Genomic DNA, 25,693 nt, shown 5'->3' with positions numbered 1-25,693 from the left:
CACGTACTCAGCCGGGCACCACGGAGTCCGCCCCCGCGACGGGAAGCCACACCCGCATCGTCGACGGGCCGCGGTTCGCCCAGGAGTAGTAGGGAACAAGCGTGACTCGCTCGGCATCCGCCGCGAGCGTCGCCCCCGTTGCCCCGAACGGCCACGATTCGTCGACCGGAGCGAGCGGCCGCACGCCGACGGTGACGTGTCCGTTGTCGTCGTCGAGCTCGGGGACGACCCGGGCGTCATTGACGGAAGCGATGGTCGGCGCGTCCGTCGATTCGAGGCAGAGCACGACTGGACCGCGTTCCACCGCCAGCTGACCGCGGAGCGCGTCGATGCGGGGGTCGGGAGCCGTCCACCGTGCGGCGACGGGCAGCGACAGTGTGACGACGTCGCCGACTTCGAAGGCGCGGTGCACCGTCACGGTGCCGGGCGACACAGCCTGCGTCTCCCCGGCCACGGTCAGCTCGGCGCCTGAAGCGGCCCAGCCCGGAACGCGCAGTGAGAGGGTCCACTCCTTCCCCACGGTCTCGGTGACTTCGACGGTGATGAGCCCGTCAGCCGGGTACCGCGTCGCCACTCGCACGGCGACGGTTCCCGCGTCAATGGCGGCGCGCACCGTGCCCTCCGCGTACTGGTGCAGTTGCAATCCCTGCGCATCAGAGGTGGCGACGTAGGCGTCGAGGGAGGCGAAGGTGCGTGCAACGTTCGGCGGGCAGCACGACACCTCGAACCAGGGCGCGCGCAGGCTCGACGAGGCCCGCGGGCTGGCCTCGTCGTCGGAGGGCACCGTGCCCGGCTCCCGCTGGTGGAGCGTATTCGTGTAGAAGAATGCCTCGCCGTCGGCGGCGGGCGAGGCGGCCACGACGTTGAAGAGGGTGCGCTCGATCAGGTCGGCGTACTTTGCCTCCCCCGTCGCCAGCAGGAGCCGGTAGTTGAGCATGATCGAGCCGACGCCGGCGCAGGTCTCGGAGTAGGCCCGGTCGCTCGGCAGCTCGAAGTCCGACCCGAAAGACTCCCCCTCGTGGTGCGCTCCCATGCCGCCGGTGATGTAGGTGCGGCGGGCGACGGTGGTGGCCAGCTGGCGGATGACGGCGTCCAGCAGCTGCGAGTCATCCGTTTCGACGGCCACGTCGACGGCACCGGCCGCCAGGTACATGGCCCGCACGGCGTGGCCTTCCATGACGGATGCCTCGCGCACCGGCACGTCGTCCTGGAAGTAGCTGCGACCGAATTCGATGTCGCCGAGCACGCCGTGCCCGCGCCGCTCGACGAACAGGCGCGCCTGCTCGAGGTATCGCTGCTCCCCCGTGTACCGGGCGAACTCCACGAGCGCCGTCTCGATTTCAGGGTGCCCGTCGACCGACTCGATACCACCCGGCCCGAACACGTCACAGACGTGGTCGGCCGCGCGACGGGCGGTCTCCACCAACAGGTCGTCACCTTTCGTGCGCCCGCGGGCGATGGCGGCCTGTAACAGGTGGCCGTAGCAGTACAGTTCGTGCCCCCACTGCAGGTCCGTGTACCGGGGCTCTTGGCCAGGGCGGCCGAACTTGGTGTTGAGGTATCCGTCGGCCTCCTGCACGGGGGCGATCCGAGTGACCAAGGCCTGCAGGCGGGCATCCATCTCCCGGTTGCCCGTGCGGCCGATCTCCCACGCCATGGCTTCCATGACCTTGTAGACGTCCGCGTCGGAGAACTCACGGCCGCGACGGTCGGCGGCCAGCCGGCCCTCGACGGCGGCGTCGAAGTTCGCGACCCAGCCCATCCGCTCGACCCAGTGCTCGCTGTGCTCGATGATGGCGGTGGCGTTCAGCTCTTGGCGATCGCCCCAGAAGCCGCCCTCGATGCTCACGTCGTCGAGGCCCAGCGGGCGGAGCGCGCCGTGGCTGGGGGCGACGGGACGGCCGTGTGCGGCGGTGACGGGTTCGGTGGTCGAAGTCATGGGTGCCTCGGTTTCTGACGAAGGTTCTGAGGAGAAGGAAGGAGTGCGAGGAAGACCGGTCACTTGACGGCGCCGAGGGTGAGCCCCTCGCGCAGCAGCCGGTAGGTACAGACGAAGAGGATCAGGATCGGCACCGAGGTGATGACGGCGAGCGCCATCAGGCCGGGCCAGTTGATGCCGAACGCCGACACCTGCTGCGCCAGGAGCGCTGACAGCGGGTAATTGCCGGGCGAGAGGAAGAAGTTCACGGCATAGAGGAATTCGCCCCACGACAGGAGGAAGATCAGCGTTCCGGTCGTGGCCACGCCGTTGCGGGCCACGGGCAGCATCACCGAGAAGAAGGTACGAAGCGTGGAAGCGCCGTCGATCGAGGCGGCCTCCTCGAGCGCATCGGGGACGGCCCGGAAGAACGGCCGCAGCAGCAGCACCGCGAACGGGATCAGCAGCGCCGTGTCGGCGATGATGACGCCGAGGTTCTGGTTCAGCAGCCCCCAGGCGCCGAAGATCTGGAACAGCGGGATGACGTTGGCCGTTTGCGGCACCATCTGTAAGACGATGAGCAGGCCGAGTCCGATCGTCGTGACGCGGCTATCGACGCGGGCGAGCCCGTAGCCGGCCGGGATCGCGATGGCGAGCGTGAGCGCGGTCGTTCCTGCCGCAATCACGATCGACTGCTGGAGCGCGGTGAACAGCCCTGCGTTGCCGAGCGCCTCGATGTAGGCGTTGAGGGTGGGCGTGAACACAACGGATGCCTGCGACGAGATCACATCGCCGGGGCTCTTCAGCGAGGTGAGGATGATCCAGAAGATCGGCACGGCGTAGATGAGAAACAGCACGAGACGAAGCGGCCCGGCGACGGGTTCGAACCGGCGACGGCGGCGGCGCGCGGGCCGGCCTGCGGCATCCGTTGCGTCGTCATGCGTAATCGTGGGCGCAATGGCGGGGATGCTCATCAGTGGGCCTCCTCACTGCGGATGCTGCGGGCGTAGATGAAGGCGAGCACCAGCACCAGGAGCACGGAGATGACCGCAGTCGCGGCTCCGAGCCCGAAGTCGTAGCGCACGAATGCCTGCAGGTAGCTCAGGAACGGGAGGGTGTTCGTGGCGGTGCCGGGGCCGCCGTAGGTCATCACGTAGATGAAGTCGAAGGAGCGGAACGCGTAGACGACCGTGAGCACGGTCAGCACCAGCGTGGTGGGCCGCACGGCCGGCACGATCATGTGCCGGATCTCCTGCCACCGATTGGCGCCGTCGATGCGGGCAGCCTCGAACGTCTCGGCCGGGATGCCGAGGATCGCGGCGCGGAAGACCAGCGCGTTGAACGGGATGACGGCCCAGGAGTTCACGATTGCCACAGACATGAGCGCGAAATGCTCGTCATAGAGGAAGGGGACGGCGTGCTGAGTGAGGCCGACACCGCCGAGCATGGCGTTGATCAGCCCGGTGTCGCCGAGGAGGAACTTCCACACGCTGCCGTTGACGACCGGCGGGAGCGCCCAGATGAACACCATCAGCCCCAGCACGAACGCCGACATGCGGGTGGATGCCGCGAGGAGGATCGCGGCCACCAGCCCGCCGAGCAGGCCGAGCACGGTGACGACGACCACGAAGATGGCCGTGTTGCCGAAGGCGATGCCGAGATCGCCCTGCTGCACGCCCTTCGCGAAGTTCGCCAGGCCCACGAAGTCCCACGCGCTGTTCAGCGTCGAGGAATTGACGGTGCTGACACTCATGCGCAGCAGCTGCACCATCGGGTAGAACGAGAACAGGGCCAGGAAGATCGCGGCGGGCAGGATGAACGCCAGCTTCTTGCGGTTGCCCGAGGGCGAGCGGCGCTTGCGCGTGCCTGCGGGCCAGGCGGGCCGGGTTGCGGCCCGCCTGGTCGCCGGCGACAGGGTCGACGACGTCTCAACGGTCATGGTTCACCTCACTCAGATTCGTCATCGACCGGATGCGGTTACTTCTTCTCGAGGAGCGGCTGCAGCTGGGTGACCAGCTTCGTGGCCGCATCGGCCGGAGCGGTCTGCCCACCGATGACCGCGCTCCACACCTGCCCGACCGCGAGCTGCTGGTCGGCGACGCTCGCCGGAGGCACGGCGTCAGCGGGGTAGCTGGCGCCGTTTTCGGCGATCGTGGTGGCGAAGGCGGCCAGCAGCGGGTCGCTGCTGATCGACGTGTCACTTGCGGCGTCGGTGCGGGCCGGGAGGCTTCCCACGTCGTTCAGGGCGATGAGCTGGCCCTCGGGGCTGTAGTAGGTCTCCTCAAGGTACTTCCAGGCTAGGTCGGGGTTCTTGCTGAACGCGCCGATCCCCTCACCCTCGCCGCCGAGGTACACCTTGCCCTCGGATCCGACGGGAAGCGGCACGACGCCATAGTTGAACTTCGCCGTCGACTTGGCGGTGCCGATCTGCCAGTTGCCGTTCTCAGCGAACGCCACATCACCGGCCGCGAAGGTCTGGAACGGCACGGTCTGGTCCCAGGTGACGGCCTGGCGGGTGAGTGCGCCGCTGTCGGTCCACGATTTGATCATGTCGAACGCCTGCTCGAGCTTGCCGGCATCCGGGTTGTCGTAGCTGAAGCCGGTGCTGGACAGCCACGGGTACGCCTGCCACTCGCCCTGGGACTGCGGCAGCCCGGAGAGGGTGATGCCGCCGTGACCGGCGTCGACGGCCTTCTTGAGTGCGGCGTTCAGCTCATCCATTGTCTTCGGCGGGGTGACGCCGATCTCGTCGAGGATGTCGGCGTTGTACCAGAGGCCGAGCAGGTTCACGTAACCCTGCACGGCATAGGTCTTGCCGTCGAGCTTGTGTACCACCGAGTCGGGGAACTGGCCCTTGTCAGCGAAGGAGTTCCACTGGTCGTCCATCGGGGCGAGGGCGCCGCCGAGGGCGAGTGTGCTGGCATCCGCACCATTGAACACGACAACGTCGGGTCCGGTTTTCGCTCCGACGGCGGAGATGAGCTTGGAGTTCAGCTGGTCGTACGGCACGTAGACGTTCTCGACCGTTACGCCGTCGTTGTTCTTCTCGAAGAGGTCTTTGTAGTCGGTCATGACCTTGACCTGGTTCGGGTCACTGAAGTAGTGCCAGACCGTGATGGTCTTGTCTCCCCCGGAGTCCGACGAGCTGTTGTTCGACGAGCCACTGGAGGTGGGAGTGCAGCCGGTCAGCGCCAGGGCACTGGCCGCGAGGACTGCACCCGCGGCCAATATCGCACCTCGTCTGCCGCCCCGGTTCGAGGAGCGGTGGCCGATGAGTTTCATGTCAGTTCCTGTCTCTAATCGTCGTTGATTGCAGAGCACGGTCATCGTGGTGCCCGCCGCGCTTCACCATTCCGAAAGAATCCGAAAAGGTTTTCCTGAATGTAGCACCACCTATTTTGGAGCGTCAAGCACCTATGCTGGGACGAAACCGAAACGTGATAGGAGACGGAAGTGACGGAGCTGCAAGAGCGCGGGGGCCGGGTGAAGAACCCCACCCTGCGCGACGTCGCCCGCCTGGCGGACGTCTCGGTCGCGACAGCGTCGAAAGCTCTCAACGGCCGCAACCACGTGCATCCCGAGACCCGAACCCGCGTTCTCGAGGCCGCGCGCCTGCTCTCCTTCACGCCCAACACGCTCGCGCAGGGGCTCCTGGCCGGGCAGACCGGAACCGTGGGCCTGATCACCGGCGACCTCGACGGACGCTTCAGCATCCCGATCCTCATGGGTGCGGAGGACGCGTTCGGCACCGGCAAGATGTCGGTGTTCCTCTGCGATGCCCGGGGCGACTCCATCCGGGAGCAGTACCACCTGCAGGCCCTGCTCGGGCGCCGGGTCGACGGTCTCATCGTCGTGGGCAGCACCACCAATTCCCGCCCCTCGCTCGGTGACCTCCCCGTGCCGGTCGTGTACGCCTACGGCCCCTCCACCGACCCGAACGACATCTCCCTGGTTCCCGACAACGTACAGGCCGGGGCGGATGCCGCGCGGCACCTGGTCAGCCGGGGTCGCCGGCACATCGCGCACATCACCGGCGACGTCGATTACGCCGCGGCGCAGGACCGAACGCGGGGCATCACATCCGTTCTCGACGATGCCGGCATCGAGCTCGTGGGCGGGGAGGCCCGGTACGGGACCTGGTCGGAGGAGTGGGGACGGACAGCGACCGCCCGGCTGCTGGAGGAGCATCCGGAGACCGACGGCATCCTGTGCGGCAACGACCAGATCGCCCGGGGTGCCCTCGACACGTTGCGCGACGCCGGCTGGGATGTGCCGACCCGGGTGGCCGTCATGGGATTCGACAACTGGGAGGTTTTCACCTCCGGTGCCCGCCCGCACCTCTCGAGCGTCGACATGAACCTCGAGGTGCTCGGCCGCACCGCGGCCCGGCGGCTGTTCGAGGCGATCGAGGGCACGGCGACGCCGGGCACGGAAGAACTCCCCTGTCGCGTGGTCGTGCGCGAGACGACCTGAGCTCCGCAGCGAGAACAGGACGAATCGACGCTGCTGCACTGAAAACAGGACGGATTTCGTCGAACCCGATGCGGGTCCCTGCATTCACAACGCGGTTCCCTGGAGCGTGAGCCCCTACGGGAACAGCAACGGCGCGGCAGCCGTCGCGGCGCCCTTGTGGGAGTGGCCGACGCCGGGGATCACCCCGAGCTTCCAGTTGAAGGGCCGGCTGAGGCCGGCGTACGTGCGGGCGGCCGCGTAGAACTTCAGGCCACGCGCCAGCCGGGTGATGCCCTGCGTGTCGGTCTTGCTGTCACGCTGCAGGTCCGCCGCATTCGGGTCGATGTCGTCCGCCCCGAGCAGGAGGGTGAAGTTGCGCGTGAACGCGACGTTGAGGTCGGCCCGGCCGGTCGGCAGGTTCTTCAGCCCGTACGGGTAAGCCGCGGCGGGATCGGGCATGGTGTGCCAGCCCGGGTTCGCCGCCACGGCCTGACGCACGCGCGCCTTCGGCATCAGCTCCACGAATCGCTCCACGAACTGGCCCCCGGCGGAATGCCCGAAGATCGTGTAGTTCTTCTGCGTGCTGTGCACGCGCTTCACCACGTCGTCGAAGACCGCCTCGATCATGCTGAAGCTCCACGCCGCTCGCGGCTGCAGCCGGCCGTGGCTGTCGAGCACCGAACCCTGGTTGTAGGTGCGCGAGCCGGGAAACTGGCTGGCGGAGAACTCCGGAGTGATCAGCAGCACGTTCTTCTTCGCCAGCAACGGGATCCAGGTGTTGCGGTAGCTCTCCGCGGTGCGGCTCATGCCGTGCATCACGAAGTGGATCTTCGCGTTCTTCAGGGCACCGAGACTTCTCGACGGAACGTTGTACCAGACCTTGACGCTGTGACCGGCGAGCGCGCCCGTTCCCCGGTAGGTGTAGCTGCCCGGTCCGGGCGCCGTGCCGGCGGTGAGGTTCGTCGTGGCCGCGTGGGCCGCGGCCGGCGCGACCAGCGGCGTCAGCACGAGCGAGACAGCGAGCGCCGCCCCGAGCAGAATCCTGCGCATCGACACGGCGCCTCCCCCAGATCATCGGCAACGGATGCCGTCGGCGCAGTCGCCGCTGCCCCTCACTGTCGGCCGGAGCGTTCCTCAGGTTAGGATCGCGTCGGTTGCGCGCCACCGACGACGCATTTGCCCGAACTACTGCCGTCGCTCGAGCTCGGCGGAGAGCGCGCTGAGTTCGGCGGCGAGAGCCCGAGCGCGCGCGGCCAAGTCGTTGTGACCCTCGGAGCAGGACGCGTGCGACGGCGTTGCGTCCGGCCCCGACGGATAGGTCTCCCCCGAAGCCGCAACGGGCAGGCTTCCGGCTGCGCCGTCATCGACCACGTCGATGTCGAAGATCACCCGGTCGGCTCGGTGCCACGTGGAGAACACCTCGACCGGGCGCCCGTCGGCGTCGACGCTCGTGCCCTCGAGAAGCAGCACGGGAGCGCCCTCGGCGGTTCCGAGGGCGCGGGCCACGACCGGCATCGCCGCGACGGCACGCACCTGGCGGCGGCCCGACGTGACCACGACGCCGAGCTTCTCCCTCATGACGGCGTGGAGCGACGCATCCGTCAGCTCATCCGCGGTCAGAGCCGCCGCCAGTGGCAGCGGCAGCCAGGTGTGGATGAGCGCGATGGGCTCGCCCGCGACCGAGCGGATGCGTCGCAGCGCGAGCACCCGGCTCACCCCGAGTTGGGCTTCCGCTCGCGAATTGCGCTCCGGGCCGAGGTCGACGATTTCGGTCGTCGAGACCTCGCCCTCGGTGGCGATCTGGGCGGAGAGCCCGGCAGTGCGTTGCACCAGGCGGTGGTGTTCGCCGCGTGGCGCGACGACACTTCCGCGACCCCGGCCGCGGGTGATCAGACCCTCGGCGGTGAGGGCCAGCAGCGCCTGCCGCACGACGGAGCGGGAAATGCCGAACTGCTCCTGGAGCTCGGCCTCGGTGGGAAGCGCGGAGCCGGGCGGCAGGGAGGTGTCGGCGATGCGACCGCGCAGGATCGCGGCGAGCTGCGCGTGCAGGGGCGTGCGGCTGGATCCGTCGAGGGCGCCGTCCGCCACGTCATTCAGCCACACGGGCTCATCCTAACCATCGCACGGGCCTCCTCAGGTGCGGCGCCGGTGTGCGCTCACATCTCCTGGGCGGTGCGCCAGACGTGTTCCCACCCGGGGGCGAGTTGGGCGGCCCGCTCGAGCGACAGCACCAGGCTCGCCTCGCGGGCGATGCCCTTGCCGGCGATGTCGAAGGCGGTGCCGTGGTCGACCGACACCCGCACCACGGGCAGCCCGACGGTGATGTTCACGCCGTCGTCGCCGTAGACGGCCTTGAACGGCGCGTGTCCCTGGTCGTGGTAGCACACGACGACCAGCTTGTACTTGCCGCGCACCGCGGCGGGGATCAGGGCATCACCGGGCAGCGGACCCACGACGTTGAGGCCCTGCTCCTGCGCGGCCTTCACGGCCGGCGCGAGGATGTCGGCGTCTTCGTTGCCGAAAAGCCGGTTCTCCCCCGCGTGCGGATTGAGGCCGGCGAGTCCGATGCGCTCGTTCGGCGTGCCCATCGACCGGGCGAACGCGCCGGCGAGGTTCAACACGTTGAGGGTGCGCTCGAAGGTGATGTTCTCGATCGCCTGGCGCATCGACACGTGCGTGGTGAGGTGGAAGAAGTAGAGGTCGCCGGCGGAGAGCACCAGCGAGAAGTTCTTCACGCCGAATTCGTGGGCCAGAAGCTCGGTGTGGCCGGGCCAGTTGTGGCCGCCGGCGTGCATGGCGGCCTTGTTCAGCGGCGCGGTGACGATGCCGTCGACCTCACCCTCGCGGGCAAGCCGGCACGCCTCGACGACGAACCGGTAGGCGCCGTCGCCGGCCTCGGGGCTCAGCTGACCGAGCGCCACGTTCGCGAGGGACGGCCCGGTCTGCAGCAGCTCGATCGTGCCCCGGATGTTCTGGGCGTCGGCAGGCTTCTCGATCACGCGCACCTGGTCGGGGTCGCCGCCCACGTTGCTGACACCGCGGCGCATCGCCGCCTCGTCTCCGACGACGATGGGGATGCAGCGGGTGCGAACGTCATCGTGCCCGAGCAACGACTTGGCGGTGATCTCCGGGCCGATGCCGGCCACGTCACCGAGGGTGAGCGCGAGTCTGGGAAGCGTCATGGTCAGTTCTCTCCTGGTTTGGCGTTCGGGAAGTCGGGTGTCTCAAGGAGTTCGGGCACGATCTCGGCCAGCGAATCGGGTGTGCCGAAACCGCCGGCCTTCGTCACGACGGTGAGCCGGTCGGCGCGCCCGCCTTCGACCAGGCCGATGGGAATGCCCTCGCGGATCGCGGACGTCACGCGGATCGACTGGGCACCGAAGCGGTCGAGTACGGCGCGTGCGCCTTCGCCGCCCATGAGCACCAGCGCATCGACCTGCGCGTGGTCGAAGACGGCTTCGGTGATGACGGCGAGCGAGCTGGCGATGGCCACCGCCGCCCTCTCCCGGTCTGAATCGTCGATCGCCGGGGCGGGACGGACATCCGGCGACCGAATCACCACGACCTCGGGCAGCCGGGCGGGCGCCGCCAGCTGCTGCGCAGCCCAGCCGGCGATGGTGCGCGGGTCGAGCGCCGCCTCGAGTGGCGGTTCGAGAAGACGGATGCCGTCGGCCGGCAGCGACGACCGCAGGCGGGCGAACTGCTCCCGCGACATGTCGTGCAGGGAGCTGACCACGACGGCCACCCGGCGTGCGGCAGCCGGCCGGAAGGCGGAGGCCACGGAGTCACCGCTTCCGCCCCAGACCGTGGACATGGCGACGGCGAGGCCGGCCGACCCGACAGGCACGCAGCGCGGGCCGAAGCGGTCCGCGGCATCCGCTATCGACGCCAGGTCTGCCGCGGTCGAGGCGTTCACGACGATCACGCGGCTGCCGCCCGCCACCGCGTCGGCGATGCGGTGGACGAGGCTGTCGACCCCGTCGGTGCCGATCACGATGCCGGTGCTGCCGGGCAGCAGGAGCGCCATGTCGCTGGTGGGCACCGGCGTGACCGGGTCGCGCCCGAAGGCGGTGGTTTCGACGCCGGCGCCGTTGACGAGCAGGCGGCCGGCTTCCACCGTGCGTCCCATCGCCGGATAGGCGGGGCAGACGAGAGCGAAAGCGTCGGGGTGAGCCCTGCGCCAGGCGTCGAGGGCGCCGCCAACCTGCTCGGCGACCGAACCGCGCATGGTGGAGTCGATCTTGAGGAACAGCCGGGCCGCGCCGGCGTCCCGCAGGCGGGCGACGCACTCGGTCGTGCTCGCCGTCGCAGCCCGGGCACCCTGGGCGCGCGCGTCGCTCACGAGCGCGAGCACCGACCCCGGCGTGCGGGCGTCGAGGGGACCGTCGACGAGGACGAGACTCGTGGCCCATCCCCTGGTGGCGAACTGGACAGCGGAGTCGTTCGCCCCGGTGAGGTCGTCGGCGACGATTCCGACGCTCACGCCGGGCGCCGCATCCGCTGCCCCGTTCGCCATTCTCAGCGGCCTACGGGCGCGTCGGTCACAACAGGGTCGCCCGCTTCGATCCGGCCGGAGCGGCGGGTGGGTGCCGGCTCTGCCGCCTCGCGGTCGGGGTCGTCGGAGAGTCCGCCCTGGCGCTTGAGCACCCAGGCGGCCAGCAGCGGGGCGAACACGGCGGTGACGAGCACGGCCGAGGCGACCTGGGCGGTGGCGATCTCCACGTACGGGGCGAAGGAGGGGTCGGCCGCACCGATGATGGCGGGCGTGGCGATGGCGTTGCCGGCCGTGGTGGCCGAAGCGATGCCGATGCCGGACTCCTTGCCGCGGCGCAGCAGGAAGCGGTAGCCGAGGTAGGCGAGAACGCCGGTGAACAGCGTCGCGACCACGCCGACGAGGAGCCCGGAAAGGCCGCCCGTGATGACGTTCTGCAGGTTGATGCCGGTGCCGAGCGCGAAGGCGAAGAACGGGATGACCATGTTCGGGACCGGGCGCATGACCTCGGTCCACTTCGCGTCGAGGTTGCCGACGATCACACCGGCCAGCAGCGGGATGACCGCCGCGAGCAGGAGGGTGAAGGGGATGTCGGCGAGGCCGGCGGCGCCGAGGAAGAGCATGGAGAAGAACGGGCCGTCGTTGACAGCGGATGCGATGTACGCGCCGCGGTCACGGGCGTCGCCGTAGCGACCGGTGAAGGCCAGCCACAGGCCGCCGTTGCTGTTGTCCATCGTGGCGATGAGGGCGAGGATCGAGACGCCCAGGATGCCGTCCAGGCCGGTCAGCTGGCCGATCAGCACGACGACACCGGCCGGGATCAGCGACTTGCAGAGAAGCAGCACACCCGACGTGGCCAGGACCGGCCCCGACGTGCGGAGGGTGATCTGCATGCCGGTGGCGAAGATCAGGAGCCCGATGAGCGGAAGCGCGCTGTCCTTGAACAGCGCGGTGGTGAAGTTCCCGAGCTCGAGGAACCCGGGGAAGAAGGTGCCGATGATGGAGCCCAGAATCAGCGGGATCAGCATCAGTCCGCCCGGGATGCGGTTCATACCGTCGAACAGGGGAACCTTGCTCTTGACCTGCAACTCAGCTGTCACTTCGAATCTCCTTTGATTGAAGGGCATCACTGCCCGCTCTATGTACGTACTCAATGTACTGACAATAAGACGAGCGGTGCCCCGAGGTCAAACCGTGTCGCGCTCCTGGCGCGGGCACGCGCGCGCGTGCCCCTGTTCCCCGGGTTATATTTGCGATGGGTGCACAACCAGCCCGGAGAGCGGTGGCGAGGGTGTCTGACACGGTTGGCGTTGCCGCCAGGGTGCTTGGCGGTCGCTATGCCCTTGAGGAGCCGATCGGATACGGCGGCATGTCCACCGTGTACCGCGCCCGGGACGAAGCCCTCGGCCGGCCGGTCGCCGTGAAGCTCTTCCACCCGGCCAAGGCCGACCTCCCCCGCCAGGAGAGCGAGCTCGCCGTGCTGGCAAGCCTCGACCACCACAGCCTCGTGCACCTCTTCGACGCCGGCACCGACACCGACCGCCGCGGCCGCGAGTCCCGCTACCTCGTCATGGCCCTCGTGAACGGCCCGACGATTCAGCAACGCCTGGCGCAGGGGCCGCTCGGTGCCCGCCACGTCGGCGAGATCGGCTATGCCATGGCCGAGGCGCTGGACTACATCCACGCGCACAATGTGATCCACCGCGACGTCAAGCCGTCCAACATCCTGCTCGTGGACTACGGCCACGACACGCAGCGCGCCCACGCCAAGCTCACCGACTTCGGCATCGCCCTCTCCGAAGACATCGAGCGGATGACGGCGCAGGGCCTGACGACGGGCACCGCCGCGTACCTCAGCCCTGAGCAGGCCATGGGCGATGAGGTGGGGCCGGCCACCGATGTCTACGCGCTGGGGCTGGTGCTCCTGGAATGCTTCACCCGCAGCGTCGAGTTTCCCGGCCAGGTGATCGCATCCGCCATGGCCCGACTCACCCGCGACCCCGTCATCCCCGAGGATCTGCCCGGCCACTGGCGCCGACTCCTCACCGCGATGACCGCCCGCAACCCCGCGGAGCGGCCGGTGCGGAGCGAACTCGTCGGCGCGCTACGGCAGATCGTGGTGAGCGACAGCGCCCGGCACCGCGAGCCGACCGAACCGCTGTTCATCAAGGACGGCGTGCTACAGCCGGCCCCGCCCGCACCGGACATCCTGGAGGCCATCCCCGACCAGGCACTGCAGCGCGCCACGGCGCTGGCCGCTCGGCTGTTCTCTGCGCCCATCGCCGTGGTGAGCGTGGTGGACAACGACCGGCTCTGGCTCAAGTCGTACTACGGGCACGAGGTGGAGGACATCGCCCGGCAGGTGGACGTCTCCTCCTCGATCGTTCCCCTCGACGACGTCATCGTGATCGAGGACGGCCGCACCGACCCGCGCGCGAAGGACAGCCCCCTCGTGACCGGGCCCCTCGGCATCCGTTTCTATGTCGGCGTGCCCCTGAAGCACTCGGACGGGCGCACGATCGGCACCCTCAGCGTGCTCGGCATCGTGCCGGGAACCGCGAGCGAGGACGACATCGCCAACCTGGAGGACATCGCGGCGCTGGTCGTCGCGCAGCTGGAGCTGCGCCGGGAAGGCATCCGCATCACGGAGGCCTGAGGCGTCACTTGTTCAGTGCGGCCACGCGCGCGGAGAGCACGGTCGCGAACGCGCACCAGGCGGCGTACGGCGCGAGCAGCCAACCGAGGGCCGGCTTCACGCGTCCGGCCCGCCGCGCGAGGCCGACGCTGCTGAGCGCGAGGCCGCCCGCGACGCCGACAGACAGCGGCAGATTGCGCATGCGGAAGAAGCACCACGACCAGGCGGCGTTGAGGGCAAGGTTCACCGCCAGCGCCCCGAGATAGCCGCGCGCCGGGTTCTCGGCTGGTGTCGGAGCATCCGTCGCCAGCTTCGCGCCGTCGGCCAGAACGGATGCCGATGCCAAGGCGATATCGGCATAGAGCGTCGACCAGACCACGGGGAACGCCGCGGGCGGGGGCTGGATCGCTGGCTTGCGGAGCGTCTGATACCAGCGGCTCTTCACGGCGCCGGTTGTCGCGAGCGAGCCGGCAGTGGCGGCCGCGGCAGTGAGGGTGCCGGTGACGACGAGGGACTTCAGGAACATGGTGTCTGCCTCCGGTCTAAGCGTTTCGTGGCACACAGTACGCCTTCCGCATCTGGCAACCTGCAATGTGCATGCACCGCTGCTAAAATAGCGTCATGTCCGTTTCCATTACTATCCGCGCGGTTCCCGCCGATGTCCGTGATGAGCTCGCCGCGCGAGCCGCTCGAGCTGGTCAGTCGTTGCAGGAGTATCTGAGCGGCGAGCTTCGCGCTATCGCTGCCCGACCCAGTGTCCCTGAGGCGCTGGCGCGAATCCGCGCTCGCGCCGCTCATTATCCGCCAGTCGACCAACCCGACCTCATGGCGGACCTCGATGCGGACCGCCGATAGTCCGCGCGCCGACGAGCTGATCGTCGTCGACGCATCCGCTGCTGTCTCGCTCATCATCGATCCCAGCCAGATCGGCGATGCCATTGCCACACGGCTGCGACACGCCACCTTGCTGGCGCCCGCCGTCCTTCCATTCGAGGTGGCCAACGTACTTCGACGGCGGCGCAACGCCGGCTTGCTGTCAGACGCCGAGGCGGTGCTGGCGCACAGCGCGTTCCTGGAACTGCCGATCCAGTTGTGGCCCTGGGAAGTTCTTGCCGAACGCGCCTGGCACCTGGGAAGCAATCTGTCCAGCTACGACGCCGCCTACGTCGCTCTCGCCGAACAGACCCAGGCAACCCTGCTCACCCGGGACAGGCGGATCGCCGGCGCGCCAGGCCCCTTGTGCGCCATCGAGGTCCTCTGAACCCGCTGGTGCCGAGCTCAGCTCCTACCCGTGAGTGCTGGCTGGCCAGGTCGCGGACAGGAAGCAGCGGACGAACCTGCTTCTCCCGGTCTCCCACCGCGGTGCTCGTCACACCTCGCGGTCGCGATGTCGGTGGGTGCGTTTATCCTGCGTGCTGTGCCGGTCTCATCTCAACTGAGGAGGACCGAATGAAAGTATTGGTGGCAACGAGGAAGACGCAGGGCTCGCGTGAGGGTGACTTCTCGCGAACGATCGAAGGCGAGCTCGTCTTCGACGCCGGACCCTGCACGGGCGTGGCCGATGACGGCGAGTGGGACTGCGAGTGCTCGATCGCCTTCCGCGGCGTCGCAACCGGCGAACTCACGACGACCGCGGTGGTGGCCGACCTGCCGATGCGACTGAAGGAGTACCAGGAGGCCGTCTGCGACGGCCTCGCCCTCAAGGGCGTCTGCAGTGACTGCGCCCTCGAATGCGCACGCGCAGCCTGGAAGTTGGCGATGCGCTGGCCGACGGGCACGGTCATCGAGCGGCACCAGACGCGCTTCGCACCGCGCCAGAGGCAGCAATCGTGACGAGGCAAACACGAGACCTCCCCTGACCGCTCCGCCGCATCCCGACTAGGGTTTTGCACATGAGCCAGCACGCCGTGCACCGCCTCAAGCATCTCTTGTTCACGCTCGTCAAGCGCGGCATCCTCGCGTTCTTCGCCGTGCAGGCGACCGTGATCGCGACCCTGGTCACCATCGATACCGTCACCCGTCATCGGCGCGTCAAGCGCACGCGCTTCCCGCACCCGGGAACGTTCCAGAGCCAGGTCGCTCGGGCGGACATGCGGCTGTACACCTTCGGGGAAGACCTCTACCGCGACATGCTGCACGAGATCGAGACAGCCGAACATCTCGTGCTGCTTGAGACCTACATCTGGAAGAACGACGAGGTCGGGCAGAAGTTCCTCGACGCGGTGAACGGCGCCGCCCGGCGCGGCGTCGACGTCTACGTGATCTACGACGGCTTCGCCAACCTCGTCGTGCCGCCGGCGTTCTACGACTTCCACCCGTCGGTGCACGTGCTGCGCTTCCCGGTGTTCCGGGCGTCGATCCTGTTCACCAATGTGCGCGGCACCGGTTTCGACCACCGCAAGGTGCTCGTCGTCGACGACCGCGTCGGCTTCGTCGGCGGCTACAACATCGGTTCGCTCTACGCGACGCAGTGGCGCGACACGCACCTGAAGATCATGGGCCCCTCGGTGTGGGACCTTCGGCAGGCCTTCGCGAACATGTGGAACAGCAACCGCAAGACCGGATGGGGGCGGGCGACCCGGGCGATCCTGCCGGAGATTTCCGCAAACTTCTGGGAGCCGCGAATCCGAGCGGTCAACAACATCCCTTCCAATCTGGTCTTTCCCACGCGCGGCGTCTACCTCGACGCCATCAATCGCGCCAGCCGGCACATCTTCATCACCACGCCGTACTTCATCCCCGACCAGCAGATCCTCGACGCCATCCTCGCCGCCGCCAGGCGCGGTGTCGACGTGCGCGTGCTCATCCCCGAGACGTCCAACCACGTGCTCGCCGACTGGCTATCGCGCGGCTTCTACACCGACCTGCTGAAAGCGGATGTCTCGCTCCTGCTTTACGAGAACGCCATGATCCATGCCAAGACGGCCACCATCGACGGTGAATGGTCGATCGTGGGAACGGCGAACCTCGACCGGCTGAGCCTCACCGGAAACTACGAGATCGGCATGGAGATCTACGACACCGACCTCGCCGGTGATTTGGAGCGGATCTTCGAGATCGACAGCTCCAACTGCCGCGAGCTCACACTGAAGGAATGGGGATCACGCCATGTGGCGGCGCGGTTCAGCGAGGCCGTGCTCGCGCCGCTGCGACCGCTGCTGTAGGCCGCAGCCGGCCACTCGCTAGGCCTTTCGGCGTCCCCGGGGCTTGGCCGCAGCATCCGTCGCCGTGCCGCGCTTGACCGGCTCTGAGCGCTTGGACGTCGCCGGGCGCTTCGCTGTCGCCGGGCGTTTCGCCGGGCGCTTGGCAGGCGCGGCACCGCGGAGCAGGCGGACGCCGAGCAGCACATACCAGACCGGCCAGACGGCCCACACCCCGCCGGCGAGGAAGATGCCGGGCGCGAGGAACAACAGCTGCGGGATCGACAGTTGCGGCAAGGTCAGGCCGATGCCGGCCAGCAGCAGGCCCACGACGAGGCCGGCGCCGATGAGCCAGCCCCAGGTGGCGAGGAGCCGCCCGAACACGCCCTCCTGCGCCAGGCGCCGGTTGACCCAGAACATCCAGACGCCCTGCAGCAGGAGCACGACCGCGGAGCCGAGGATCGAGAGGCCCGGGTCGATGCCGTGCCAGACGAAGAGCAGCGCGGAGATGGCGTTGAGGATGAGCGCCGCGGCCAGCAGGATGACCAGGCCCCAGGCCACAGGCGAACGGGAGGCCGTGCGGCTGAGCTCCACGACCAGCACGGCGCCGAGCACACTCCCGATCGCGGCGACCACCTCGTAGGCGCTGCCGAGCCGGTATGGGCCGTTGTTGGGCACCTCGAGGAGGAACATGAGGACGAACAGCACGCTGCCCGCGAGGCTGACCACCGCCAGGGTGAACGGCAGCCACGACATCCGTGCGTCTTGCGTGTTTCTCGACATTCTGCTCCTGGCCGGCCTCGCGGCCCGCCGGTCAGCGAGCCCCTCCCCATTATTCCAAGCTCCCGGGCCGTGCGGCGCCCTCCCCGAGCGCTTCTCGGCCCGCGCCCGGTCGCCAACTCCGGAAATTCTTACCCGGGGCGGCCTCGGGCCGCGTCGTTCTGGCGGTGGGCCTCGCACCCGCGGGCGCTTTTCCGGAGTTAGCGGCGGGGAAAGGCGCTGAGAGCCCGGGAGTGCCGGACTGTCGGCTGGCTAGATGAGGCCCTGGGCGAGCATCGCGTCGGCGACCTGCACGAATCCGCTGATGTTCGCGCCCACCACGTAGTTGCCGGGCTGGCCGTACTCCTCGGCGGTCGCCGCGCACCGGTCGTGGATGCCGACCATGATCTCTGTGAGTCGCTTCTCGGTGTAGTCGAAGCTCCAGGCGTCGCGCGAGGCGTTCTGCTGCATCTCGAGCGCCGACGTCGCGACGCCGCCGGCGTTCGCCGCCTTGCCCGGGCCGAACAGCACGCCGGCGTCTTGGAACACCGCCACCGCTCCGCTCGTGCTCGGCATGTTGGCGCCCTCGGCCACCGCGACGAGCCCGTTCTTCACCAGGCGGATGGCGGCGTCCTCGTCGAGCTCGTTCTGCGTGGCGCAGGGCAGGGCGACCGCTCCGTCGACGTCCCAGACCGATCCGCCGTCGACGTAGCTCACCGAGGAGCCGCGGCGCTGGGCGTAGTCGGCGACGCGCCCGCGCTCCACTTCCTTGATCTGGCGCAGCAGCTCCACGTCGATTCCGGCCTCGTCGACGATGTACCCCGACGAGTCGGAGGCGGTCAGCACCGTCGCACCGAACGACTGGGCCTTCTCGATCGCGTTGATGGCCACATTGCCGGCGCCGGAGACGATGACGCGCTGCCCCTCGAACGTCTGCCCGCGGGTCTTCAGCATCTCCTGCGCGAAGAGCACGGTGCCGTACCCGGTGGCTTCCGGCCGCACCAGCGAACCGCCCCAGCCGATCCCCTTGCCGGTGAGCACGCCGGATTCGTAGCGGTTGGTGATGCGCTTGTACTGGCCGAACAGGTAGCCGATCTCCCGGCCACCGACCCCGATGTCGCCGGCGGGAACGTCGGTGTACTCGCCGATGTGCCGATAGAGCTCCGTCATGAACGACTGGCAGAAGCGCATCACCTCGCCGTCGGACTTGCCGCGCGGGTCGAAGTCGCTCCCGCCCTTGCCGCCGCCGATCGGCATGCCGGTGAGCGCGTTCTTGAAGATCTGCTCGAAGCCGAGGAACTTGACGATGCCGAGGTACACCGACGGGTGGAACCGCAGGCCGCCCTTGAACGGGCCGAGCGCCGAGTTGAACTCGACGCGGAAGCCGCGGTTGATCTGGATCTCGCCGGCATCGTTCACCCACGGCACCCGGAAGATGATCTGCCGTTCCGGCTCGCAGATGCGCTGCAGGATCGCCGCCTCGGCATAGTGCGGATGCTTCTGGGTCACCAACTCCAGGCTCTCGAAGACCTCGGTCACCGCCTGGTGGAACTCGACTTCGCCCGGATTGCGGCGGAACACGTCATCCCTGATCGAGAGCAGGCCAGCTTCCATACGTGTTCGTCCTCGCAGTCATCCGTTGGTGGGGTCCGTCCTCACTATACGGAGTGGCGCGCGACCCTCGATCCGCAAGCTGAGGCGGCGTTAGGTTTGAGACAGGCAGGAACGGAGGGCGCCCGGTGACGACTGTTCGCGTGCGCCGCGCCTACGATCCGGCCGAGACGGCCGACGGATGCCGCGTGCTGGTCGACCGCATCTGGCCGCGGGGCGTCAGCAAGAACACGCTGGCGCTCGACGAGTGGTGCAAACAGGTGGCGCCGTCGACGGAGCTGAGGAAGTGGTACGGCCACGACCCGGAGCGGTTCGAGGAGTTCGCGGCCCGCTACGAGACGGAGCTGGGCGATGCCGAGCGCGCCGCAGCGCTGCAGCACCTGCGCGAGCTGGCCGCTGCTGGGCCGGTGACGCTCCTCACCGCGACCAAGCGCGCCGACATCAGCGAGGCCGCCGTGCTGGCCCGCCTCCTCGACTCCTGACCTGCGCCCGCTGCGCCTCCCGCCCCGAGCGCGCCGCCCCGCGCGCGTAGCGGAGGGCGTGTCGCGCATCCGCCGCCGCGTGTTTCCGGCGTGCGGTTCGCGACACACCGCACCATCTCCTGAAGACGGAACCGGGCCCCGGGTGTGGTGGGGAAAGCGGGGGGGCCGGGAGGCGGCGCGGGCTCAGTCGCCGGGGATGTGCGCGAACGGATGCGAGAACTCGTGCGCAAGGGCGTCGGCAGGCGCGGCAGCCCCGGCAACCGTGGCCGGACGCGACAGCCCGGCCAGGGTGAGGGCCTCGTGGGCGTGCTCCGACGCATCCGCCGGCGTCGCCGGCCCCAGCAGGCCGAGCAGCCGCTTGCGGTGCCCCTGCCCGAGCAGCAGGGAGAACAGTTGTGGGGCCCGGTCGGCGTAGGCCTCACCGAACTCGGCGCGGATGTGCTCGGCCAGGCGGCCGATGTGCCGGGCGTCACCGTTCTGGTGCAGGGTGCGCGCGAGCTCCGGGAACCGGGTGGACTCCGCGATGACGAGCCGGTGCAGGCCGATGAGCTCGGCCGAGTTCAGGCGGAAGACGATGCGGGTGGCCAGCGTCTCCAGGGTGTCGTCGTCGGGGGCGCTGCTGGAGACCGTGACGGCCAGGCTCTGCACCATCTCGCTGAAGACCCCGGCCTTGTCGGTGAAGTAGCTGTAGATGGTGCGCTTGGTAACGTGGGAGGCGGCCGCCAGCTGGTCGACCGTTGCATTGCCGAAGCCGTTCTCGAGGAACACGCCAAGCGCGGCATCGAGGATCTGCGCCCGCCGTTCCACGCGCTCCGCGGCGGTCGGACGGCCGCGTTTGCGGGCGGGAGAAGATGTCACCCCACTCGTCACCATGCGTCGGCCTCCGATCGGACGTAGGATGCGTTGCATCTCATCCCCACATATACAATGATACTAACGAGTGTCATTCAATCAATACTTGGACACGTGCGACCCCACAAGAGTCGACGAAGGGAGTCCCCGATGACCGCACAGACGCGGGCGCCACGCAAAAAGACGGGGCAAAAGACCGCCGCTGCACAAGACTCGACGTCAGGTGCCAACACTGTCCAGGACAGTGCCAAGCTCCTTGACTTCTACCGGGAGATGGTTCTCATCCGCCGGTTCGAGGAACGGACAGCACGCGCCTACACCCAGGCGCTGATCGGCGGCTATTGCCACCTCAACCTCGGAGAGGAGGCGGCCGTCGTCGGCCTCACGTCGGCCATGCGCGACTCCGACTACCTCTTCACCAACTACCGCGAGCACGGCTACGCGCTTGCCCGCGGCATCGACCCCAACGAGGTCATGGCCGAGCTCTACGGTCGCGCCGACGGCGTCTCCAAGGGCTGGGGCGGCTCGATGCACATGTTCGACGTCGACAAGCGGATGCTGGGTGGCTACGGCATCGTCGGAGGCCAGATCCCCCTGGCGACCGGCGCCGCCCTCGCCATCGACTATCGCGGCGAAGACGACGTCGTGGTCTGCACCATGGGTGACGGCACCACAAACATCGGCGCCTTCCACGAGTCGCTGAACATCGCGGCGCTCTGGAACCTCCCCTGCGTGTTCGTGATCATCAACAACAAGCTGGGCATGGGAACGACGGTCGACAAGGCATCCGCTGAGCCCGACCTCTACAAGCGCGCCAGCGCCTACCGCATGCCGTCGGAGCGCGTCGATGGGCTCGACCCGATCGCCGTGGCCGAGGCGTCGCAGCGGGCCATGGACTCGGCCCGGGCCGGAAAGCCGTTCCTCCTCGAGATCATGACGGAGCGCCTGCGCGGCCACTCGGTCGTCGACCCGGCCAAGTACCGCCCGGCCGACGAGGTCGCCGCCCTCAAGGACCTCGACCCGGTGCACATGTTCGCCGACCGTCTCAAGAAGGACGGCGTGCTCGACGACGAGAAGATCGCGAAGATCGACGAGGAGGTCATGGCGGTCGTCGCCGAGGCCGCCGAGTTCGCCGAGAAGAGCCCCTTCCCCGACGTGTCGACGCTGTTCGACTACACCTACGCGACGCCCGTTCCCAACGACTCGCGCCGACTGCCCGGCCAGCCGCTCTTCGATCCGGCGCCGGCCCTCAACGAAGGAGCCGCCAAATGAGCATCATGACCTACCGGCAGGCGCTGCACGACACCCTGCGCGCCGAGATGCTCCGGGACGAGAACGTCTTCCTGATGGGCGAGGAGATCGGCGTCTTCGAAGGCTCCTACAAGATCACCGCCGGCATGCTGGCGGAGTTCGGCGAGAAGCGCGTGCGTGACACGCCCATCGCCGAGGAGGGCTTCACGGGTGCCGCGATCGGTGCCGCGATGCTGGGCCTGCGCCCCGTCGTCGAGCTGATGACCATCAACTTCTCGCTGATCGCCCTCGACCAGATCGTGAACCACGCCGCGAAGATCTACGGCATGTTCGGCGGCCAGTCGAAGGTGCCGATGGTCATCCGCACCCCGGGCGGCGGCGGCCAGCAGCTCGGCGCGACGCACTCGCAGAACATCGAGCTGTACTACGCGTTCGTTCCCGGCATGAAGGTGGTCGCCCCGAGCACCCCCGCCGACGCGAAGGCGCTGCTGCTGGCGTCGATCCGCGACGACGACCCGGTGCTGTTCCTCGAGAACCTCGCGCTCTACAACACCAAGGGCGAGGTTCCGGATGACGACACCCCGGCCGTGATCGGCAAGGCCAAGGTCGCCCGCGAGGGCAAGGACCTAACCCTCATCGGCTACTCCCGCATGGCGTACGTCGCCCGGCAGGTGGCCGAGCAGCTCGCCGAGTCCGACGGCCTCGACATCGAGGTAGTCGACCTGATGAGCCTGCGCCCGCTCGACCGCGACACCGTGATCGAGTCCGTGAAGAAGACGCACGCCGCCGTCATCCTCGAAGACGACTGGCTCACTTACGGAATCGGTGCGGAGATCGCCGCATCGATCTCCGACGGCGCCTTCGACTACCTTGACGCGCCGGTGCGGCGCGTGGCCATGGCCGAAGTGCCGATGCCGTACTCGAAACCACTGGAGACGGCCGCGTTGCCGTCTGCGGACGACGTGAAGAACGCCATCCGTCAGACTCTCGACGCCGTTGGCCGCCGCCGCTAGACGATGGGTGAAGAATCATGATCGAAATCACCATGCCGCGCCTGTCGGACACGATGGAAGAGGGTGCGATCGCGACCTGGCACAAGAAAGAGGGTGACCAGGTAAACGTCGGCGACATCCTCGTCGAGATCGAGACCGACAAGGCGACGATGGAGTACGAGGCCTACGAGGCCGGCACGCTCGCCAAGATCCTGGTGCAGGAGGGCGAGCTCGTTCCGATCGGGCGCCCGATCGCGCAGCTCGACGACGGCAAGGGCGGCGCGCCGGCAACGGATGCGCCCTCCTCGGCCGCCGGGAACGTGCAGGACACCGACGAGGCCGGCTCCGTGCAGGCCGCTGAAGACGCCGCACGTCAGCCCGAGGCACGCGCCGGCGCGACCGGCGGTGCCGCTGAGCAGTCCTCGGTTCCGACCGACGAGGCGAAGCAAGCCCAGATGGGTGGCAGCGCCACCGGGGGCGAGCAGCCCGCGAACGCCGAGCTGTCGGCGGCGGAAGCGCCGGCCGCCGGCGAAGCGGCCCCCGCCGCCCCGAGCGGTGAGCGCCAGTTCGCCTCGCCCTACGCCCGCAAGCTCGCCCGCGAGAACCAGCTGGACCTCAGCCAGGTGCAGGGCAGCGGCCCCGGCGGGCGCATCGTGCGCACCGACATCGACGCCCTCCTCGCGAAGAAGGGCACCGCGGCTCCCGCCCCGGCCGCCGCTCCGCAGCAGCAGGCGGCCCCTGCCGCCGCGCAGGCGCCGACCTCCGCCGACCAGAAGCGTGGTTCGGAGCAGGTCGAGGTCAGCAAGGTGCGCCGCGTCATCGCGCGCCGTCTCGGCGAGAGCGCCCGCAGCATCCCGCACTTCTACGTGACGGCCAAGGCCGACGCCGAAGCGCTGGTGCAGCTGCGCACCGCGCTGAACACCCAGCTGGTCGCGGCCGGGCGCCCGAAGGTCAGCATCAACGACCTCGTCGTGCGGGCCGTCTCGCTGGCGCTCCGCGAGCATCCGCTGGTGAACGCCTCGTATGTGAGCGACGAGAGCGCCCACATGCTGGTGCACAAGCGCATCAACGTGGGCATCGCCGTCGCCGGCGACAACGGACTCGTCGTGCCGGTGATCACGGACGCCGACCAGAAGACGGCGAGCCAGCTCGGCGTCGAGACGAAGCAGCTCGTGGCGCTGGCCAACTCGAAGAAGCTCACCACCGAGCAGATGTCGGGCGGCACGTTCACCATCAGCAACCTGGGCATGTTCGGGGTGGAGGAGTTCACCGCCATCATCAACCCGCCGGAGGGCGCGATTCTCGCGGTCGGCGGAACGAAGCCCGAGGCGGTCGTGGTGGACGGCGAGATCGTCGCGCGCAACCAGATGCGCTACACGCTCTCGGCCGACCACCGGATCATCGACGGGGCCCTGGCTGCGCAGTTCCTGCAGACGCTCACGCGCCTGATCGAGAACCCCTGGACGATCATCGCCTGACGCTCGCTGAGTGCCGTAGCGGCCGAGAACCCCCGTTTCGCGGGCGGTTCCCGGCCGCTTCGGCGTCCCCCCGGTCGTTTGGATGGGTTGCCGAATGTGCGCCGCCGAGGTTGCATCGCCTCCGCCGCTCAGGTAGTCGGTTCCGGACGAGGTCGAACGGCACGCTGATCAACCTCGTCCGGAACAGTCATCCTCGGGGAAGGTGGGGTGGCGGCACGGGCGCGTCGGCGCGAAGGGAGCAGCGGAGCGACCGGCTACGAGGCGGGGATCGGGGTCGGGAGGCGGCGCCGCGCCTGCCCGGCGGGGTGCGCGTCGGGCGCGAGCGGGCCCTTGTCGAACAGGCGCTCGCGGAGCGTCTCGCCGTCACGGTACGCGGTGCGGTACCGGCCGCGCTTCTGCAGCTCCGGCACGACGAGGTCGATGAAGTCCTCGAACGTGCCCGGCGACAGGTACTGCACGAGGTTGAACCCGTCGAGGTCCGCCGCCTCCGCGATCTCCTCGATGCGGTCGGCGACCTGCTCCGGCGTGCCCGAGACGAAGAACGGGTTCTCGGTGGGGTTCTCGTAGTAGTCGATGATGTCGCGCACCTGCTTGTTCGCGAACGCGGCCTCGCTCGACTGGATGTGGTCGCGCCCCTTGTACTCGATGTACTCCTCGGCGCCCATCGCCGCCAAGTCGATGCCGCTGCCGCCGCCCAGGTGCACGAGGTAGCCGATGAGGTCGCGGTACTGCAGCAGGTCGGCGACCTTCGCCTTCGCCTCGGCCTCCGTGCGCCCGACGATCACGTCGAGCCCGATCAGAAAACGGATGCTGTCCCGACCGCGCCCGTTCTCCTCCGCGAGATCCTTGATCTGACCGACGACCTTCTTCGCCTGTTCGATGGTGCGGGCGCCCACGAAGATGGCCTCGGCGTGCCGGGCCGCGAACTCGCGGCCGCGGTCGGAGGCGCCGGCCTGGTAGATCACGGGCGTGCGCTGCGGCGACGGCTCGGAGAGGTGCGGCCCGTCGACCGTGAAGAACCGGCCCTCGTGGTTGACCTCGTGCACCTTGCTCGGCTCGCTGTAGAGCTTGCGGCCACGGTCGCGCACGACGGCGTCCGGCTCCCACGAGCTCTCCCACAGCTTGTACGAGACCTCGAGGAACTCCTCGGCGAGGTCATACCGGTCGTCGTGCTTCACCTGGGCGCTCAGTCCGTAATTGCGCGCGGCATCCGGCAGATACCCGGTCACGACGTTCCAGGCGACCCGGCCGTTGGTGAGGTGGTCGAGCGTGCTGAACCGGCGCGCGTTGCCGAACGGCGGCTCGTAGGTGGTGGTGAACGTCACCGCGAAGCCGAGGTGCTCGGTGACGGCGGCCATGGCCGGCACGAGTAGGAAGGGGTCGTTGTTGGGCGACTGGATGCCGCGGGCGATCGCCGGGTCGCGGCTGCCCCCGTAGACGTTGTAGGTTCCGACCACGTCGGCGAGGAAGATCGCGTCGAAGAGGCCGCGCTCGAGGAGCTTCGCCGTGTCGGTCCAGTAGCGGAGGTCGGTGTACTCGTGCCGCCGGTTGTCGGGGTGCGTCCACAGGCCGTGGTTGATGTGGCTCGGCGTGTTCATCTCGAAGCCGTTGAAGTGGAGGATCTGGGACAT

The 25,693-nt window shown here is 68.7% G+C and carries 24 protein-coding genes; 10 read left to right on the top strand and 14 right to left on the bottom strand.

Annotation, left to right across the window (positions count from 1 at the left end):
• Positions 1 to 7 precede the first annotated feature (7 nt).
• From EEJ31_RS04890 to EEJ31_RS04875, 4 genes are read right to left on the bottom strand one after another with little or no spacing between them, the layout of a single operon-like run.
• Positions 8 to 1,939, bottom strand: coding sequence for a glycoside hydrolase family 127 protein (locus EEJ31_RS04890; RefSeq protein ID WP_123045159.1), 1,932 nt, complete (start codon positions 1,937 to 1,939; stop codon positions 8 to 10).
• 59 nt (positions 1,940 to 1,998) lie between these two features.
• On the bottom strand, positions 1,999 to 2,892 hold the full coding sequence (locus EEJ31_RS04885) for a carbohydrate ABC transporter permease (protein ID WP_123045158.1): 894 nt from the start codon (positions 2,890 to 2,892) through the stop codon (positions 1,999 to 2,001).
• Entirely contained in the window at positions 2,892 to 3,857 is a 966-nt protein-coding gene (locus tag EEJ31_RS04880) for a carbohydrate ABC transporter permease (protein WP_123045157.1), read from the bottom strand. Before EEJ31_RS04880 ends, EEJ31_RS04885 begins: the two co-directional genes overlap by 1 nt.
• Before the next feature lie 38 nt (positions 3,858 to 3,895).
• Complete coding sequence (locus EEJ31_RS04875; protein WP_158603901.1) at positions 3,896 to 5,200, bottom strand: sugar ABC transporter substrate-binding protein; 1,305 nt, start codon at positions 5,198 to 5,200, stop codon at positions 3,896 to 3,898.
• A gap of 171 nt (positions 5,201 to 5,371) precedes the next feature.
• On the opposite strand from EEJ31_RS04875, the gene EEJ31_RS04870 reads away from it, so the two are divergent.
• Positions 5,372 to 6,391: a LacI family DNA-binding transcriptional regulator gene (locus EEJ31_RS04870; protein ID WP_233563738.1), complete on the top strand. Its 1,020-nt coding sequence runs from the start codon at positions 5,372 to 5,374 to the stop codon at positions 6,389 to 6,391.
• Positions 6,392 to 6,505: 114 nt separating this feature from the next.
• Here EEJ31_RS04870 and EEJ31_RS04865 read toward each other — a convergent pair whose 3' ends face one another.
• The 5 genes from EEJ31_RS04865 to EEJ31_RS04845 all read right to left on the bottom strand — a co-directional run bounded on the left by EEJ31_RS04865 (position 6,506) and on the right by EEJ31_RS04845 (position 11,962).
• Positions 6,506 to 7,420, bottom strand: coding sequence for a hypothetical protein (locus tag EEJ31_RS04865; protein WP_148040127.1), 915 nt, complete (start codon positions 7,418 to 7,420; stop codon positions 6,506 to 6,508).
• Positions 7,421 to 7,555: 135 nt separating this feature from the next.
• A complete protein-coding gene (locus tag EEJ31_RS04860; protein WP_199727277.1) occupies positions 7,556 to 8,473 on the bottom strand; it encodes a GntR family transcriptional regulator in 918 nt (305 codons plus the stop codon).
• A 53-nt stretch (positions 8,474 to 8,526) separates the two neighbouring features.
• The gene (gene pdxA / locus EEJ31_RS04855; RefSeq protein WP_123045154.1) at positions 8,527 to 9,552 is read right to left on the bottom strand and encodes a 4-hydroxythreonine-4-phosphate dehydrogenase PdxA; all 1,026 of its coding nucleotides are present in this window, start codon (positions 9,550 to 9,552) and stop codon (positions 8,527 to 8,529) included.
• 2 nt (positions 9,553 to 9,554) lie between these two features.
• On the bottom strand, positions 9,555 to 10,886 hold the full coding sequence (locus EEJ31_RS04850) for a four-carbon acid sugar kinase family protein (RefSeq protein WP_123045153.1): 1,332 nt from the start codon (positions 10,884 to 10,886) through the stop codon (positions 9,555 to 9,557).
• 2 nt (positions 10,887 to 10,888) lie between these two features.
• Entirely contained in the window at positions 10,889 to 11,962 is a 1,074-nt protein-coding gene (locus EEJ31_RS04845) for a 2-keto-3-deoxygluconate permease (RefSeq protein WP_233563737.1), read from the bottom strand.
• Positions 11,963 to 12,153: 191 nt separating this feature from the next.
• Between EEJ31_RS04845 and EEJ31_RS04840 the strand changes: the two genes are divergently transcribed.
• Positions 12,154 to 13,518, top strand: a complete 1,365-nt coding sequence (locus EEJ31_RS04840) for a protein kinase domain-containing protein (RefSeq protein ID WP_158603900.1) — start codon at positions 12,154 to 12,156, stop codon at positions 13,516 to 13,518.
• A 4-nt stretch (positions 13,519 to 13,522) separates the two neighbouring features.
• Here the strand turns inward: EEJ31_RS04840 and EEJ31_RS04835 are convergent, their stop codons facing one another.
• Entirely contained in the window at positions 13,523 to 14,023 is a 501-nt protein-coding gene (locus EEJ31_RS04835) for a TspO/MBR family protein (protein ID WP_123045150.1), read from the bottom strand.
• Between the two features lie 95 nt (positions 14,024 to 14,118).
• Between EEJ31_RS04835 and EEJ31_RS14285 the strand changes: the two genes are divergently transcribed.
• The 4 genes from EEJ31_RS14285 (at position 14,119) to EEJ31_RS04815 (ending at position 16,661) form a co-directional block, all read left to right on the top strand.
• Complete coding sequence (locus tag EEJ31_RS14285) at positions 14,119 to 14,352, top strand: FitA-like ribbon-helix-helix domain-containing protein (protein WP_123045149.1); 234 nt, start codon at positions 14,119 to 14,121, stop codon at positions 14,350 to 14,352.
• Entirely contained in the window at positions 14,252 to 14,758 is a 507-nt protein-coding gene (locus EEJ31_RS04825; protein ID WP_199727276.1) for a type II toxin-antitoxin system VapC family toxin, read from the top strand. The genes EEJ31_RS14285 and EEJ31_RS04825 overlap by 101 nt, the downstream gene beginning before the upstream one ends.
• A 200-nt stretch (positions 14,759 to 14,958) precedes the next feature.
• Positions 14,959 to 15,330 (top strand): DUF7715 family protein, encoded by a 372-nt coding sequence (locus EEJ31_RS04820; protein ID WP_123045147.1) that lies wholly within the window; start codon positions 14,959 to 14,961, stop codon positions 15,328 to 15,330.
• 59 nt (positions 15,331 to 15,389) lie between these two features.
• Positions 15,390 to 16,661, top strand: a complete 1,272-nt coding sequence (locus tag EEJ31_RS04815; RefSeq protein WP_123045146.1) for a phospholipase D-like domain-containing protein — start codon at positions 15,390 to 15,392, stop codon at positions 16,659 to 16,661.
• A gap of 18 nt (positions 16,662 to 16,679) precedes the next feature.
• On the opposite strand, the gene EEJ31_RS04810 is transcribed toward EEJ31_RS04815, so the two are convergent.
• Positions 16,680 to 17,420 (bottom strand): hypothetical protein, encoded by a 741-nt coding sequence (locus tag EEJ31_RS04810; protein ID WP_148040126.1) that lies wholly within the window; start codon positions 17,418 to 17,420, stop codon positions 16,680 to 16,682.
• Between the two features lie 249 nt (positions 17,421 to 17,669).
• Positions 17,670 to 19,010, bottom strand: coding sequence for an NADP-specific glutamate dehydrogenase (gene gdhA, locus EEJ31_RS04805; protein WP_123045144.1), 1,341 nt, complete (start codon positions 19,008 to 19,010; stop codon positions 17,670 to 17,672).
• A gap of 125 nt (positions 19,011 to 19,135) precedes the next feature.
• Between gdhA and EEJ31_RS04800 the strand changes: the two genes are divergently transcribed.
• A complete protein-coding gene (locus tag EEJ31_RS04800; protein WP_123045143.1) occupies positions 19,136 to 19,489 on the top strand; it encodes a DUF488 domain-containing protein in 354 nt (117 codons plus the stop codon).
• A 183-nt stretch (positions 19,490 to 19,672) separates the two neighbouring features.
• On the opposite strand, the gene EEJ31_RS04795 is transcribed toward EEJ31_RS04800, so the two are convergent.
• Positions 19,673 to 20,347: a TetR/AcrR family transcriptional regulator gene (locus EEJ31_RS04795; protein ID WP_158603899.1), complete on the bottom strand. Its 675-nt coding sequence runs from the start codon at positions 20,345 to 20,347 to the stop codon at positions 19,673 to 19,675.
• A 144-nt stretch (positions 20,348 to 20,491) separates the two neighbouring features.
• Here EEJ31_RS04795 and pdhA point away from each other — a divergent pair, with 144 nt between their 5' ends.
• The 3 genes from pdhA to EEJ31_RS04780 are packed head-to-tail and all read left to right on the top strand — an operon-like array spanning position 20,492 to position 24,062.
• On the top strand, positions 20,492 to 21,613 hold the full coding sequence (gene pdhA, locus EEJ31_RS04790; protein WP_123045141.1) for a pyruvate dehydrogenase (acetyl-transferring) E1 component subunit alpha: 1,122 nt from the start codon (positions 20,492 to 20,494) through the stop codon (positions 21,611 to 21,613).
• Positions 21,610 to 22,605 (top strand): alpha-ketoacid dehydrogenase subunit beta, encoded by a 996-nt coding sequence (locus EEJ31_RS04785; protein WP_123045140.1) that lies wholly within the window; start codon positions 21,610 to 21,612, stop codon positions 22,603 to 22,605. Before pdhA ends, EEJ31_RS04785 begins: the two co-directional genes overlap by 4 nt.
• Before the next feature lie 17 nt (positions 22,606 to 22,622).
• Entirely contained in the window at positions 22,623 to 24,062 is a 1,440-nt protein-coding gene (locus EEJ31_RS04780; RefSeq protein WP_123045139.1) for a dihydrolipoamide acetyltransferase family protein, read from the top strand.
• Between the two features lie 254 nt (positions 24,063 to 24,316).
• On the opposite strand, the gene EEJ31_RS04775 is transcribed toward EEJ31_RS04780, so the two are convergent.
• The gene (locus tag EEJ31_RS04775; protein WP_123045138.1) at positions 24,317 to 25,693 is read right to left on the bottom strand and encodes an LLM class flavin-dependent oxidoreductase; all 1,377 of its coding nucleotides are present in this window, start codon (positions 25,691 to 25,693) and stop codon (positions 24,317 to 24,319) included.

This window comes from Cryobacterium tepidiphilum (genome assembly GCF_003716325.1).
In the GTDB taxonomy this organism is placed as follows: Bacteria; Actinomycetota; Actinomycetes; order Actinomycetales; family Microbacteriaceae; genus Cryobacterium; species Cryobacterium tepidiphilum.
Note: the sequence above shows the minus strand (reverse complement) of the source record. Positions and strands in the feature narration are given on the sequence as shown.